General features: G+C 33.7%; 22 protein-coding genes and 1 tRNA gene. 8 read left to right on the top strand and 15 right to left on the bottom strand.

All coding sequences use genetic code 11. The features are described 5' to 3' along the window. Nucleotides 1-52 precede the first annotated feature (52 nt). The 7 genes from ACX119_RS05470 (at nucleotide 53) to ACX119_RS05440 (ending at nucleotide 3,671) form a co-directional block, all read left to right on the top strand. Entirely contained in the window at nucleotides 53-334 is a 282-nt protein-coding gene (locus ACX119_RS05470; RefSeq protein ID WP_459350292.1) for a DUF427 domain-containing protein, read from the top strand. 216 nt (nucleotides 335-550) lie between these two features. Next, a complete protein-coding gene (locus ACX119_RS05465) occupies nucleotides 551-886 on the top strand; it encodes a hypothetical protein (protein ID WP_459350291.1) in 336 nt (111 codons plus the stop codon). A gap of 45 nt (nucleotides 887-931) precedes the next feature. Further along, complete coding sequence (gene purC, locus ACX119_RS05460; RefSeq protein WP_459350290.1) at nucleotides 932-1,756, top strand: phosphoribosylaminoimidazolesuccinocarboxamide synthase; 825 nt, start codon at nucleotides 932-934, stop codon at nucleotides 1,754-1,756. 21 nt (nucleotides 1,757-1,777) lie between these two features. Further along, complete coding sequence (locus tag ACX119_RS05455) at nucleotides 1,778-2,080, top strand: hypothetical protein (RefSeq protein ID WP_459350289.1); 303 nt, start codon at nucleotides 1,778-1,780, stop codon at nucleotides 2,078-2,080. 329 nt (nucleotides 2,081-2,409) lie between these two features. Continuing rightward, nucleotides 2,410-2,913, top strand: a complete 504-nt coding sequence (locus ACX119_RS05450) for a helix-turn-helix domain-containing protein (RefSeq protein WP_459350288.1) — start codon at nucleotides 2,410-2,412, stop codon at nucleotides 2,911-2,913. Nucleotides 2,914-2,952: 39 nt separating this feature from the next. Further along, a complete protein-coding gene (locus tag ACX119_RS05445; protein WP_459350287.1) occupies nucleotides 2,953-3,267 on the top strand; it encodes a hypothetical protein in 315 nt (104 codons plus the stop codon). Beyond that, a complete protein-coding gene (locus tag ACX119_RS05440; RefSeq protein ID WP_459352000.1) occupies nucleotides 3,267-3,671 on the top strand; it encodes a PPOX class F420-dependent oxidoreductase in 405 nt (134 codons plus the stop codon). The genes ACX119_RS05445 and ACX119_RS05440 overlap by 1 nt, the downstream gene beginning before the upstream one ends. Nucleotides 3,672-3,746: 75 nt before the next feature. Here the strand turns inward: ACX119_RS05440 and ACX119_RS05435 are convergent, their stop codons facing one another. Together ACX119_RS05435 and ACX119_RS05430 are read right to left on the bottom strand one after the other, a co-directional pair. After that, nucleotides 3,747-4,088 (bottom strand): hypothetical protein, encoded by a 342-nt coding sequence (locus tag ACX119_RS05435; protein ID WP_459350286.1) that lies wholly within the window; start codon nucleotides 4,086-4,088, stop codon nucleotides 3,747-3,749. A 102-nt stretch (nucleotides 4,089-4,190) separates the two neighbouring features. Beyond that, nucleotides 4,191-4,676 (bottom strand): DUF4352 domain-containing protein, encoded by a 486-nt coding sequence (locus tag ACX119_RS05430; protein ID WP_459350285.1) that lies wholly within the window; start codon nucleotides 4,674-4,676, stop codon nucleotides 4,191-4,193. A 373-nt stretch (nucleotides 4,677-5,049) separates the two neighbouring features. On the opposite strand from ACX119_RS05430, the gene ACX119_RS05425 reads away from it, so the two are divergent. Beyond that, nucleotides 5,050-5,724 carry a hypothetical protein gene (locus ACX119_RS05425; protein ID WP_459350284.1) on the top strand — a complete coding sequence of 225 codons (675 nt, stop codon included), beginning with the start codon at nucleotides 5,050-5,052 and terminating at the stop codon, nucleotides 5,722-5,724. A gap of 716 nt (nucleotides 5,725-6,440) precedes the next feature. Here the strand turns inward: ACX119_RS05425 and ACX119_RS05420 are convergent. From ACX119_RS05420 to rplX, 13 genes are all read right to left on the bottom strand, one after another. Further along, nucleotides 6,441-6,563: a hypothetical protein gene (locus ACX119_RS05420; RefSeq protein ID WP_459350283.1), complete on the bottom strand. Its 123-nt coding sequence runs from the start codon at nucleotides 6,561-6,563 to the stop codon at nucleotides 6,441-6,443. Between the two features lie 207 nt (nucleotides 6,564-6,770). After that, nucleotides 6,771-7,403: a hypothetical protein gene (locus ACX119_RS05415; protein WP_459350282.1), complete on the bottom strand. Its 633-nt coding sequence runs from the start codon at nucleotides 7,401-7,403 to the stop codon at nucleotides 6,771-6,773. Nucleotides 7,404-7,513: 110 nt separating this feature from the next. After that, on the bottom strand, nucleotides 7,514-7,963 hold the full coding sequence (locus tag ACX119_RS05410) for a DUF2299 family protein (protein WP_459350281.1): 450 nt from the start codon (nucleotides 7,961-7,963) through the stop codon (nucleotides 7,514-7,516). Between the two features lie 116 nt (nucleotides 7,964-8,079). After that, on the bottom strand, nucleotides 8,080-8,307 hold the full coding sequence (locus ACX119_RS05405; protein WP_459350280.1) for a hypothetical protein: 228 nt from the start codon (nucleotides 8,305-8,307) through the stop codon (nucleotides 8,080-8,082). Between the two features lie 13 nt (nucleotides 8,308-8,320). Then, a complete protein-coding gene (locus ACX119_RS05400; protein WP_297592188.1) occupies nucleotides 8,321-8,566 on the bottom strand; it encodes a hypothetical protein in 246 nt (81 codons plus the stop codon). 177 nt (nucleotides 8,567-8,743) lie between these two features. Continuing rightward, nucleotides 8,744-8,820, bottom strand: a tRNA-Asn gene (locus tag ACX119_RS05395). Between the two features lie 73 nt (nucleotides 8,821-8,893). Further along, a complete protein-coding gene (locus ACX119_RS05390; RefSeq protein WP_297592189.1) occupies nucleotides 8,894-9,181 on the bottom strand; it encodes a hypothetical protein in 288 nt (95 codons plus the stop codon). Nucleotides 9,182-9,196: 15 nt separating this feature from the next. After that, a complete protein-coding gene (locus ACX119_RS05385; RefSeq protein WP_459350279.1) occupies nucleotides 9,197-9,754 on the bottom strand; it encodes a 50S ribosomal protein L6 in 558 nt (185 codons plus the stop codon). After that, entirely contained in the window at nucleotides 9,744-10,136 is a 393-nt protein-coding gene (locus ACX119_RS05380; protein WP_459350278.1) for a 30S ribosomal protein S8, read from the bottom strand. Before ACX119_RS05380 ends, ACX119_RS05385 begins: the two co-directional genes overlap by 11 nt. A 4-nt stretch (nucleotides 10,137-10,140) precedes the next feature. Continuing rightward, nucleotides 10,141-10,320: a 30S ribosomal protein S14 gene (locus ACX119_RS05375; RefSeq protein WP_316505232.1), complete on the bottom strand. Its 180-nt coding sequence runs from the start codon at nucleotides 10,318-10,320 to the stop codon at nucleotides 10,141-10,143. Next, the gene (locus ACX119_RS05370) at nucleotides 10,320-10,841 is read right to left on the bottom strand and encodes a 50S ribosomal protein L5 (RefSeq protein ID WP_459350277.1); all 522 of its coding nucleotides are present in this window, start codon (nucleotides 10,839-10,841) and stop codon (nucleotides 10,320-10,322) included. Before ACX119_RS05370 ends, ACX119_RS05375 begins: the two co-directional genes overlap by 1 nt. A gap of 4 nt (nucleotides 10,842-10,845) precedes the next feature. Further along, nucleotides 10,846-11,562: a 30S ribosomal protein S4e gene (locus ACX119_RS05365; RefSeq protein ID WP_459350276.1), complete on the bottom strand. Its 717-nt coding sequence runs from the start codon at nucleotides 11,560-11,562 to the stop codon at nucleotides 10,846-10,848. Then, on the bottom strand, nucleotides 11,562-12,038 hold the full coding sequence (gene rplX, locus ACX119_RS05360; RefSeq protein WP_459350275.1) for a 50S ribosomal protein L24: 477 nt from the start codon (nucleotides 12,036-12,038) through the stop codon (nucleotides 11,562-11,564). The genes ACX119_RS05365 and rplX overlap by 1 nt, the downstream gene beginning before the upstream one ends. Nucleotides 12,039-12,041 lie beyond the last annotated feature (3 nt).

Here is a 12,041-nt window from a genome sequence, read left to right as displayed (position 1 = left end):
TAGGATTAAATCATGGGCTTTTCTTATATATACAAAACAAAACTTGTACAACATGAAAGCAATTTGGAATGATGTGGTAATTGCTGAAAGCAATGATACTGTAGTAGTTGAAGGGAATCACTACTTTCCATTTGAAGCAATAAAAAAAGAATATTTTCAAAAGACAGACATGACTTCTTTTTGTGGTTGGAAGGGAATGGCCAACTATTATTCTGTGACTGTAAATGGGAAAACCAACAAAGATTGCGCTTGGTATTATGCTGAACCAAATGATGCTGCCTCCAAAATTAAGGGAATGGTGGCATTTTGGAATGGCGTTGAAGTTAAAGAATAAGTTATTTTTTAAACAAAATCCATAGTCTACTTCCAACAAAGATTCCTACTGCAGCAATTATCAGAGCCGGCACAATAAAGAATCTTTCTTCCATGAATTGTAATACATCTTATAAAATTAATAGTTTCAAAAAAAGTTCTTAAATCTAAACAGCCCATATACTCCGTGAAACAATACAGCATTTTAATCGGAGTTGGTATCGCCGCTATTGGTATAATGGCCGTTATTTTTGGCTCTGATATTTTGAAATTGTCTATCTCGACTCAAGATTATGATATATTCGTTGATCCTATTTTGGATAAACAAAATTTGTTTGTCATGGGACGAGTAACAATACAAAATACGGGTTCACAACCTCTGACCAATGTTCATGTTAATTTTGGTTCAGGTGATACCTTGGATCTTGGAACTATCAAAGCTGGGCAAAAAATTATTGTTTCCCCTCCTCCTGAAAACCCTATGGAATTTGTAATGATATCAGCTGATAATGATATTTTTGTAAACAAAGCATATCGAGAGATGCCAAAAATGGTTGGCATGATGGGCTCTTGAACATTTTGCTAGCAGTTAAATTCCTTGATTTTCTAGTATGAATGCTTGAAGTTTCTTACAAGTGGAAAGGTAAAGGATCTTTATGATGTAGATGAGTCAACTTTACTATTCAAATTTTCAAATAGGGTATCTGCATATGATGTAAAATTCAAACAAGATATTCCAAAAAAAGGAGAAGTATTGTGCAAATTTGCAGAATTTTGGTTTAATGAATTAAAAGTCCCAAATCATTTTGTTAGACGGGAATCAGACACAGAAATTATTGTTAAAAAAATGAGGATGCTGCCAATAGAGTGCGTTGTTCGTGGCTATTTTTATGGTAGTCTTGTGAGCAGGTGGAAAAACGGTGAAGTCACTGTACCTGAAGGAACAGATACTACACTAGCTGCAAAACTGCCTGAACCCATATTTGATCCTACAACAAAGTCTGAACACGATATTCCAATTAACAAAGAAAAGGCACTTGAGATGAGTCTGGTAAATGAAGAACAATACAATTGGCTGAAGAAGACTTCTATTGAAATTTACAAAAATATGGCTCAAATTGCAGATAAGGCTGGTTTTATTTTAGCAGATCTAAAACTAGAGTTTGGGATTTTAGATGATCAAATTACCTTGGGTGACTCTATAGGACCTGATGAGTATAGGCTGTGGCCAAAGGACTCCTTTGAAGTTGGGAAAATACAAGAAGCCTATGACAAGCAGCTTTTGCGTGACTGGTTAACTGCAAATGGATATCAAAAGCAATTCGATGATGCACGTAAAAACGGAGAAGAACCAATTCCGCCTCAAATCCCTGATGAGATTATTGAAAAAATGACTCAGAGATATGTAATTGCTTATGAAAAATTAACTGGAAATACTCTTTAGTGTTTCACTTGTAAGATTATCATGGAATCTGAAGACAAAAAAGAACTTGAGACACTACTTGATATTGTGATCAATCAAATTCCTTCGTACTCTAATATGGTAAATTCTGCAAATTGGGATGTTGATATTCATGATTGCATCTTTGGAATGGTATATCATTCATTTGTTGCAAAATCCACTGATTACATGAATAACAAACTTACTGACAACAATCTGCCCCAAAACGCTGAATCTACATTTGAGATGATGAATTTAATTTCTGAGGTCTTCAATGAAAGACTGGCTGACATTAGACAAGCCATTGTTTCTGCATCTAAACTCTAATCTGTTCGTAGAACTTTTTCTCAACTCGAATTGTATATTTGATTTTTCAAAAAATACTCCCTGACAGGTATTTTGACAACATAACTTTTCAAAGCTGTCGTTTTTTGATATTTTCTAATATTTTTCAAACCATTACAAGAAACATTCAATCTATACTAAATTAGTTGTATTGCTATCAATAATTCTGATTGCATTACAATAAATCTTGTAGTGATGATGATATATTTGATATTACTACTAGAATTATTAGAGTATACAAAAATTGATGCGATTAGACAAAAAAATATGATACAAGGATCTTTTAGATCAGATGTAAAGAGGGTATTATCATGTCTACGTTGTTAGAAAAACAAATCAAAGTTAATCGTATTGTTACGACAAGTACTGAACATGCACGTGCAATTGAAGACCCTGCACGTGCAAAAATAGTTGAAATTTTATATCATCAGGCATTATCTGCTGACCAGATTTCAACTGCTCTAAAGAAGACTGGATACAAAAAAGCACTCACTACAGTTCGACATCATTTAGAAATTCTTAAAGAAACTGGACTAATTGAGATTGCAAAAATTGAGGAATCAAGAGGAGCCATAACAAAATACTATAGTACATCCACAAAGCTTTTGGATTTTCAGACTCCTGAAAACTTTGAATCTACATATTCCAAAATAATTGATAACACGTCTACAAAGATTGAAAAAATTCTCAAAGGACTGGCACCAAAAACTACCAAAACAAAAGGAAAAAAATCACCAGAGTATTCTCAATACTTGGTAATGGAAATCATGAATAGAGCAATGACTAATGTGTTAGAAAATTCTAGCAAAAAATAACGGCAAAACCTCTAAGTATTTCTTTATTGAAATCTTATCATGGTTCGTGTATTTTACAGTCAAAAAACAGAAGATCTAATCCAAAAGATGACTTTGACTAATTGGAGAACGCAAGTACAAAGTGATCTAACACAAGAACATCAGAACATGTCTGATAATTGGAAGATGTGTGCAATTGGTGAGAGAATACGCATTGAAGGTCGTGATCTTGAATCAATAAAAGATCTTTCACCTGAAGCGATCAGATTGGGATATGAGTTTTCAGTTGCAATGCAAGAAAAAGACAATGAAAAAGCATTAGAAATCATTACAATGATAGAAAAACTCCCAACTATATGGCGTGATGAGAATTGATTGATCAAAAAGTTGTAAAACTGTTTTCTGAAAAAAATTTAGTATTTGTTGCAACAATAATGAAAGATGGTTCACCACAAGTGTCTCCAGTATGGGCAAACTATGAAGATGGATATATCTTGATCAATACTGCAGAAGGCAGAGTAAAACACAAAAATATTTTACGTGATCCTCGTGTTGCAGTTTCTGTTGTATCAAAAGATAATCCACTTGATATGACAACAATTCGTGGAACAGTTGAAAAAATAATTCCTGATTATGATTACAAACATGCAGACAAACTTACACAGCAATACATGAACCGTAATCATTATCCTTTCAAACGTGATGAAGAAAAAAGAATTATTCTAAAAATAAAACCAAACAAAATCTTTGTTTTACCTGAATTAAAAATGAATGAATAAAATATTTCTAAACTCGAATTTAGAAATATTTGAAAAATAATAAAAATAAATTAAGAAAAAAGTTGGCAGGACAGCTTAACGTCGACGTTTAGCTGCCTTTCTCTTTGGAGCGGCTTTGCGTTTAGCTGCCTTTCTCTTTGGAGCTGCTTTTTTAGCTGCAGTTCTTCTCTTTGGAGCGGCTTTGCGTTTAGCTGCCTTTCTCTTTGGAGCTGCTTTTTTAGCTGCAGTTCTACGTTTTGGAGCTGCTCTTCGCTTTGCTCCGCCACTTCGGGTTGCTGCTGCTTTTCGTGCTGCTGCTTTTCTCTTTCGAGATGCAGCTGCTTTTGCTGCTTCAGCTGCTTTTTTAGCTGCATTTCTCTTTCGAGTACGTGCTGCTTTTTTAGCTGCTTCTGCGCGTTTGGCTTTGGATATTGCCATGACATTTTTCAAAAGTTATTAGTGTTATATGGTAAAAGTCACACATAACTACGTAAACTATAGTAAAATTTGACACATTTTTTTCATTTTAGAAAATTGCGATCAACAATTTGTTATGCAAACAACAGCTGTATCAACTGTTGATTGTTCTTTTTGTGGTCTGATAATTATTTTGTATTTTTTTTCATCATCAAATGGAATATCAAACTGTGTTGTTCTTTCTACTGGTTTGTTTGGCTCTAACCACTCTAACAACAAGTCTTTTGAAGAAAATTCTCCATAAACTGCTTTGTGTTTTTGTTCTTTCTCATCTACAAGATAGAATTGTCCGCCTGACAACAAAGTTTTTTCATCTCCGTTGTTTTTTGCAGTGATTCCGATCTTGACAAATGTGTTTTCTGGTGAGACTTCCTTACTTCCTTCATTTGTCCCCTCAAATGTAATGATGTACTCTACTGGACCAACAGTGACTGTTTGTCCTGCTACTGTTTCAATGAAATTGGTCTGATATTGTGTGTACATGTACATTGCAGCACCCATTGAAGCAATAATTGCACCAATTACAATAACAAGTCCAAGTCCTGCCATGAAAAATCTGATTTATTTTGGTATATAGTTGAAACGATAATTTATCCTGAAATATTGATTTTTGAGACTTTTTTTGCTAGAATTTTTCTTGAAATTATACTGTTTTCAGAGTAAAATTATTCCTAAGAGTACTTTTTCATCAAAATGCCCTACCTAATCCTGACTATTTTTATGAGATCTAAAGTATCTGTAATATTTTTTACATGCACAGGGTTATGTGGTAAAGTTTCCTAGTGTAATTAGATCAAACCTTAGGGTTTTAGTCATTGTTCTCATCCTTTGGTTTTGATCTTTTTTCTAAAATACTATGTTTGTAATATTTTCATATTACGCACAGTTACTCTTTTATTTCTCATGTTCGGGACTTGTACCAATGACTAAAACAAGAACAATTTTTGCCATTACTTTGGCGGCTGTTTTTGCTTTTTCTCTTGTAGTTGCACAAAGTGCAGATGCAGGTAAAAAAGCAGGACATTTGGTAACGGATACTGAAGTTACTGTTGCTGAGATTGATGGTGAAGAATTCCTTAAGGCAACAATTACAACTGATGGACCGATTAAAAATAATGGTCAATTAGGAGCCTATGGTTATGCGTTGATTACAGATGATGGTGTTGGAAACAATGTTTTGGCACTAACCACACACATGTGTGCATCAGACAGTCCTGTTCAAGGAAATGCAAACAATAACCGATGTCCAAACCCAGTAGGTTTATTGGATTTTGCCTTTACACAAGCAAATGATGGACCTTTATTCCATGCTCATATCCTTGATCTAAAAGCTGCAACACCTGAGTGTGCTGCTGTTGATGGGAGCTCTGGTCTTGAGGTTGATGTAGCAAGTTCTATTGCAACTAACGGTGGTGTTCCAGGAGTTTCTCCTGATTACCCAATCAAAGTTAGTGGAAAAACCATCACAGTTGGTAATGTTCCTGTAAGCGTTTTGAATGATAATACAGTTGATGCTGTTGCTTCGTTTGAAATTGTAGGACTTGCCACCGGTAACACAATTACAAATCTGTGTATTACCAATGCTTCATTTGAGTAATTTTTACTCTCTTTTTTCTTTATTTTCTGAATAAAATTTGGGGGTTTAGCTTTTACGCACGACTCTAAAAGATCATACATGTTTAGCTGGGAGAGCTTGGTGGATTGATGGTTGCATTTCATATCTAGGCACAAGTGTTACACCCCCCCTCAAAACGCATGTTTTTGAAAATTTCATAATGTGCCTAAATGTACTAAAATTCATGGGGGGTTTAACGCCTAGGCATAATTTTACAAAATTGCTCATTTTAGAAAGTTTTCTAAAATTGATGATATCCAGTTGGAAATTTGTAAAAACAAGTCAGATGAAAAAATTCTAAACGAATCAAAAGCATTGTTTGTTGATTCAAAGGATTGGTTTATTGCCGATTCATTGATCTGTAAAGCCAAGTAATGCATGTATTTCTTATTCAAAATTATGATTTTACCTACTGCATGTGCATTTGGACACACATTTTTCTAGAATAAGGGGGGTATTTTCACCCCAAACATGTCATGATTTTGGTATTTTTCTCATTTGCAGGTTATTTGACCTGTTTTTGGCTTTTTTATAGCCTATGGCATCTGTGTTTTTTGCTCTTTCAACTCTTTATGAACAGTTTTTGCAATGAAATGTACTGCCAATACTAAACCAATCACTTTGAACATGTTATTCATCTGGTTTGACCTCCTTGGTATCATAGGTATCAAGAATCTCGTCTATCATTTTGATGATGCTCAATTTTGAACCATCTCCCATTTTGTGGTAGCATTTTCTAGTCTTAGTTTGTTGACATTAATGCTGACATTTATCTCAAAGTTCTTGGTTGCATGTCTGAAAAAAATATTGACAATACTCATTTCACAAACACCATTAAAGTTGCAATTGCGGTCAAGAGAAAAACCTTGTTTTTCGAAGCCTTGAATTTGAGAATCTGACTTTCAATAAAGCCTGTTTTTGGTGAAATTATTGTTTTCATAATTGTATTATTTTGAATATTAGATTTAAGACCCGCGTAGAACTGATAAATTATCTATTTTTTAATAAGGTTTAAAAAAAGAAAATGTTCATGGATTAGTCCATGATTGGGTTACTGTATTTTGTTTTCCTGCACTAGCGCTTTGATTTGGAATTAGAGTCAAATCTATTCCCAAAACATTTCCTGCATCAATGCTGGCACTACCAAAATCTGTGTGACCATTACTCTTTTGACAGAATTCTATTCCACCAGAAATACTACACCAAGTATTAGAACCACTTGATGAAGATGACCATTGTCCATCTCTAGTAACTGTTGCAGAAACTACTCCTAATCCGGATGTCCACCATGCACATTCACCAGCTTGTGAAGGCCAATTTCCTACTGGTAATACAGTAAATCCTGTTGTGTCTGCATTAACAGAAAGTGTATTTGTTCCACTGCCTTTCAAAACAGATTTATCTGCAATACAAAAACCGTCCCCCACATTACTATTGTACCAGAGATTTACATCATTGCTGTTGGCAATTTGTTGTACATTGACACTTGCATAAGATACTGGCCAATTAGAGGCCCATGCACCAAGACTATCTCCGTTGATTTTTTGTTGGAATGTTTTTGTTTTTGCTTCAGCTTCTGTCATCATTGTACTTGAAAGCATGATTGCTCCAATTGCAATGATCGCAGTTGCTAGTAATAATTTGTGTGTTGTTTTAGTCATTAAATTAGGCACGATATTAAAATATTTAAGAATTTATGAATTACATAAATAATCATAATATTATAATAAAACCCTATTTTTTTCCAAAAGTTTATTATTTTTTAATTTTTTTAAAATGTCTTCATTAAAAATCTGGATGTTTTTTCATGCATTTCAGATACTTTATCGATTGCATCAAACATTGTTTGCTGATTGATGTTTTCTTTATTGTCAAGTACTACATACACTCCTATTTTCTGCTTTCCTTCTTCTGAGATGAACTTGTTAATTGCCTGAATAGAATAGCAATAATCATTTACTTTTTTCTCAAACCTCTCTTTTTCTGCCTCGTTGAATCCAAGATATCTTGAGATTTGATTATTCTTCATGACTACCTTTGCACCAATCACAAGAATTCCTGGTTGTGATTTTGGCTCAAACACATCCATGGGAATACCGTATTGTCCTGCATGTTTTATTAGAATTTGAAACGAGTTTTCTGAATTTTTTACATCTTCAAAGGATAATCCTTCATGAATTAACCATCTCTCAACGTTATCTCGCATTCTTGCCGCACTCATATCTTACACCTGATTTTAGTTCTATATGATTCTAAATTCGATGATTACAAGTCTGAATTTTTAATGTTTCTAAATTCGAATTTAGAAATAATGAAATCTTTTACCTGAAAAACAACTTAGATGTTAACATTAAATCCTGAATCCATACCTGGCACTGATGAAGCAATCAAAATATTGAAGATGATTCCAGCTATCATCATTACTATTCCTAGAAATAAACAGTTCCTAGCCTTTCTTGGATCATCACGACGCAAAATAAAAAATGCTATAATACCACCAATTAATCCTAAAAAAAATGGCAACAAAAACCAAGCATTACTTCTTTGTTTTTCGGGAAATGACATCTTATTTTTGAACTTATTTTGAAGCTGCTTTTTTCTGTATCTGTGTGATCTCAATTTCTACTGTTTCAAGTGGATCTTCTACTTGATTTCGCCTAATAGAGAACATCTTGGGTTTTTCAAAGTCGTCAGTACAATCAGGACATGCATAAACTAAAACTCTGTGTTCATTTGGTGCCTTGGGATTTGATAATCTTGGATAATACACCAATCTTGCACCACAATCAACACAATATCTGTTGGCCCTTCTAGTTCTGACCAATGTAAACCTCCTGCATTATACTAGATATGCGATCATCTATTAGATCTATGTTGTCTAATAGAGTAAACTAATTGCTATCAACCGATCAATTTTTCTAAATTCGAATTTAGAAATATAATTAATTTAATATCTTATGTTTTAAAAAATAATATTTCAAAACTCGAGTTTAGAAACAAATGGCGCCGCCCATCAGACTTGAACTGACGACCGTCCGATTAACAGTCGGATGCTCTACCACGCTGAGCTAGGGCGGCAACATGTTTGTACCTTGGTAAAAGTGATTTAATCCTTGCGACTATTCAAATTAGACCTAGTTTTGATTTTATGTTAGTTAAATTTTGCAAAAAACTCTTTGATTTCATTTGAGTGACTTTCAACTAATTCAATAATTTCAATGTGTTCTTCTGCAGTTGGTTCTCTTTTATGAACAATTTGAAAAGCACTTAATGCTGAGCCGACCATCTCGCCAACAAAAAATCCACACAAAAAATCCCCCACATTTTCACAATCCCACGTCTGTCCAACACGTGGCGATGCACCTGCTGTTTTGTATAATTCTAAAGTTTGTTCAATTAAATCAGTTGTTTGCTTGGAAAATTCAGGATCAAGGGTCATAAAAAACTAGAACGATTATTTCTCTAATCCTTTTTTCTTCTCAAAGACATAAACACCATCTAGGAAAACCCTGTGGTCTTTGTTTTTTACTTTGGATTTTAATTCAATATTGGCTGCAGTTTGAGTGATATCTGTTAAAACTTCACCAGTTAAAATTACATCTTCGCCTTTTGGAATTACTTTGGTGTTTCCAACAATCTTTGTGACTCTTGGTGCTCTTTCCCCTTGGAAATTCTCAATTAATATTTTCTTTCCCTCTACTTTAACAGTAATTGGAAAATGGGAAAATACTACTTTCATTTTAATTGTATATCCTTCTACTAGTCCTTCGCAAATATTTCTAATTATTGAACGTGCAGTGTGTAAAATTGAATAATCTTTTTTTCTAGTACCTATTGCCTTTAGAGTGACTTTTCCATCTGCAATCTCGATGTGTACTGGAATGTCTCTGAAATTTTTGAAGGTTTTACCTAGTGGTCCAACAAAACTTAGCATGTTTTTGTTTTGTGTTATTGTGACTCCTTCTGGAATCTCAACTACATCTTGGAATTTTTCGACTTGACTAGTAGACATAACCTATCAAAAATCCTCCTATTCCTTTTTCTGCTGCTTCATGATGTGACATAACTCCTTGATTAGTTGTAACTAAAAGCATCCCTCTATTATAAGCGGGCAAATACTGCTGCTCCCAATTGTTAAATTCATCATTTTTAACTTTGAATCTTGGTGATATTGCACCACATTTTGTAATTTTTGCCAATAATTTTATTTTGAATTTTCCGCCTCTTTTATCATCAATGTGTTCAAATTCTCCAATGTATCCATCTTTTTGCAAAGTTTTGAGAACCTCAATTCCTAATTTTGAAGTTGGAAGTATAGTACAATCTCCTTTTCTTCTTGTTTCATTATTGTATAGCGTGACAAATAGATTTGCTAAAATGTTTGTTGCTGGCATATTATCACCGATTTTTCCTAAATCCTAATGAAACAGCTACTTCTCTGAAACATCGTCTGCATAACATCAAGTCATATTTTTGTATAACTGCTGTATAATCTCCACATCTCTTACACCATCTTGAACCTCTGCCAAAATCATGCTTTTTTCTTCCTGTTGCTTCATATGATCTGTCTTTTGCCATTATACTATTACAACTCCAAATTCTTTTGTTAGATATTCTTTTGCTTCTCTACTGCTAATGATGTGAGTTTTTCCTACACTAGCTTTATGTTTACTTCTTCTTCTAATTCCAAAACCTGGTCTTGTTAATGTAACAGAAATTCCTAGTCCTAAAATACCAATTTGTGGATCATACTTTACACCTGGAATATCTATGTGCTCTTTAATTCCAAATGAAAAGTTTCCAAAATTATCAAATGATTTTCCGTTAATTGCATTACCTTTTGCTTCCAATAATCTTTTTAGTAGTTCTACTGCATCGTTTCCTCTAACTGTAACTGCAACTCCTATTGGTTCTCCTTTTCTAATTCCCCAATCTCTTTGGGTTTCTTTTGCATTTCGTGCACATGATTTTTTACCTGAAATTTGATCAAGGGCTCTTTTTGCAATTTCAATTACATCCCCTGATTTTCCTACTCCCATATTGAGTACTACTTTTTCAAGAGAGATTTTTTTCATTGGGGATTGAGTTACTTGAGACATATGATCACTTTATTTGAATTACTGGTTCCTCTTTTCCGATAGGCATAATGATGTCTGCTGGAATTTCGATTTTTCTGCCTTCTAATGCTAGGACAACTCTTTTTGGTAGGATGAATGTTCCTTCTTCTAAACTTTCAACTTTACCTATTTCTCCTGCATTAATTCCACGTGTTACCAGACCTTGACACCCTGATTCTAGTTTAATTGTATCAATAATTTTGACATCTGGAATTTGGATCAAACAAGTATCTCCGACATTTAGCTTTGTATCTGTAATTGTTGAACGTCCATCATGGAAACCAATCTGTGTTTTTCCAGAATTAATTGTAGTTTTACTAACAACTCTAACGAGTTTTTTTGATTTTTCTGTGTCTTTGATTTTAATTGGTTTTAGTAGTTTACCATCAGTTGGAACTAGACGGTAAATTTCTTTTACATTTTCTAATTCAACAACATCCATTAGTCCAATTGCATGATGAAGTGATTTTCTGACCACTCCGTCTATCTTTACTTTGCCTGAATAAATAGCAGTTTTAGCTTCTCTGAGTGAAGTTACTATTTTTAGCATATCTCTTAGAAAAACAGCTGTTGGAACTGAATAATCTTTTTTGTGTGGTCCTGGTTTGACTGTAACTACAAATCTCTTATCTTTTCTAGCGATTCCCCAAAACTGAGGAGCCATTTGTCGTTTGAGTTTTTTACTTCCTGAAATGCTTACCATTAGTTCTCATCATCCTTTTTTTCAGTTTTTTCTACTACTTTTGTTTCTTTAGGCGTCTCTTTTGGTGCTTCTTTTACTGTTTCTTTTGGTGTCACCTTTGTTGGTGTCTCCTTTGGTTGCTTTCTTGGATCTTTGCCTTCTAATTTTGAGATTCTCCATTTGTCATCAGAATTAAGTGATGTTACAACTAAGTTTGAAGTATGAATATAGACATCAAACTTGTCTCCTTTGGTTTTTTCTTTTTTAACACCTTCAATAGCTACACTACTTTTTTCAGTAGAAATTTTTGCAACTTTGCCTTCTACCCCTGTAAATTCTCCTCTTAGAATTTTAACGCTGTCTCCTTCAATAACTCGTACACTTCTTTTACCGTATTTTTTTTGCAACTCTTTTGATAATGCACTTCCAAGTTGTTTACTTCTTGTTTGGAATGTTGCTTGATAAATTTGATAATTACGCATTTTAGTTGGTTTCATTTT

The sequence above is a fragment of the Nitrosopumilus sp. S4 genome (genome assembly GCF_054515835.1).
Note: the sequence above shows the minus strand (reverse complement) of the source record. Positions and strands in the feature narration are given on the sequence as shown.

Coding starts and splice junctions, on each gene's coding strand:
- ACX119_RS05365 (WP_459350276.1), bottom strand. CDS start 11,562: ATGGTAAGCATTTCAGGAAGTAAAAAACTCAAACGACAAATGGCTCCT.
- ACX119_RS05405 (WP_459350280.1), bottom strand. CDS start 8,307: ATGTCATTTCCCGAAAAACAAAGAAGTAATGCTTGGTTTTTGTTGCCA.
- ACX119_RS05375 (WP_316505232.1), bottom strand. CDS start 10,320: ATGGCAAAAGACAGATCATATGAAGCAACAGGAAGAAAAAAGCATGAT.
- ACX119_RS05390 (WP_297592189.1), bottom strand. CDS start 9,181: ATGACCCTTGATCCTGAATTTTCCAAGCAAACAACTGATTTAATTGAA.
- ACX119_RS05435 (WP_459350286.1), bottom strand. CDS start 4,088: ATGGCAATATCCAAAGCCAAACGCGCAGAAGCAGCTAAAAAAGCAGCA.
- rplX (WP_459350275.1), bottom strand. CDS start 12,038: ATGAAACCAACTAAAATGCGTAATTATCAAATTTATCAAGCAACATTC.
- ACX119_RS05385 (WP_459350279.1), bottom strand. CDS start 9,754: ATGTCTACTAGTCAAGTCGAAAAATTCCAAGATGTAGTTGAGATTCCA.
- ACX119_RS05455 (WP_459350289.1), top strand. CDS start 1,778: ATGGAATCTGAAGACAAAAAAGAACTTGAGACACTACTTGATATTGTG.
- ACX119_RS05430 (WP_459350285.1), bottom strand. CDS start 4,676: ATGGCAGGACTTGGACTTGTTATTGTAATTGGTGCAATTATTGCTTCA.
- ACX119_RS05370 (WP_459350277.1), bottom strand. CDS start 10,841: ATGTCTCAAGTAACTCAATCCCCAATGAAAAAAATCTCTCTTGAAAAA.
- ACX119_RS05420 (WP_459350283.1), bottom strand. CDS start 6,563: ATGAGTATTGTCAATATTTTTTTCAGACATGCAACCAAGAACTTTGAG.
- ACX119_RS05415 (WP_459350282.1), bottom strand. CDS start 7,403: ATGACTAAAACAACACACAAATTATTACTAGCAACTGCGATCATTGCA.
- ACX119_RS05470 (WP_459350292.1), top strand. CDS start 53: ATGAAAGCAATTTGGAATGATGTGGTAATTGCTGAAAGCAATGATACT.
- ACX119_RS05445 (WP_459350287.1), top strand. CDS start 2,953: ATGGTTCGTGTATTTTACAGTCAAAAAACAGAAGATCTAATCCAAAAG.
- ACX119_RS05450 (WP_459350288.1), top strand. CDS start 2,410: ATGTCTACGTTGTTAGAAAAACAAATCAAAGTTAATCGTATTGTTACG.
- ACX119_RS05465 (WP_459350291.1), top strand. CDS start 551: ATGGCCGTTATTTTTGGCTCTGATATTTTGAAATTGTCTATCTCGACT.
- ACX119_RS05425 (WP_459350284.1), top strand. CDS start 5,050: ATGACTAAAACAAGAACAATTTTTGCCATTACTTTGGCGGCTGTTTTT.
- ACX119_RS05410 (WP_459350281.1), bottom strand. CDS start 7,963: ATGAGTGCGGCAAGAATGCGAGATAACGTTGAGAGATGGTTAATTCAT.
- ACX119_RS05380 (WP_459350278.1), bottom strand. CDS start 10,136: ATGCCAGCAACAAACATTTTAGCAAATCTATTTGTCACGCTATACAAT.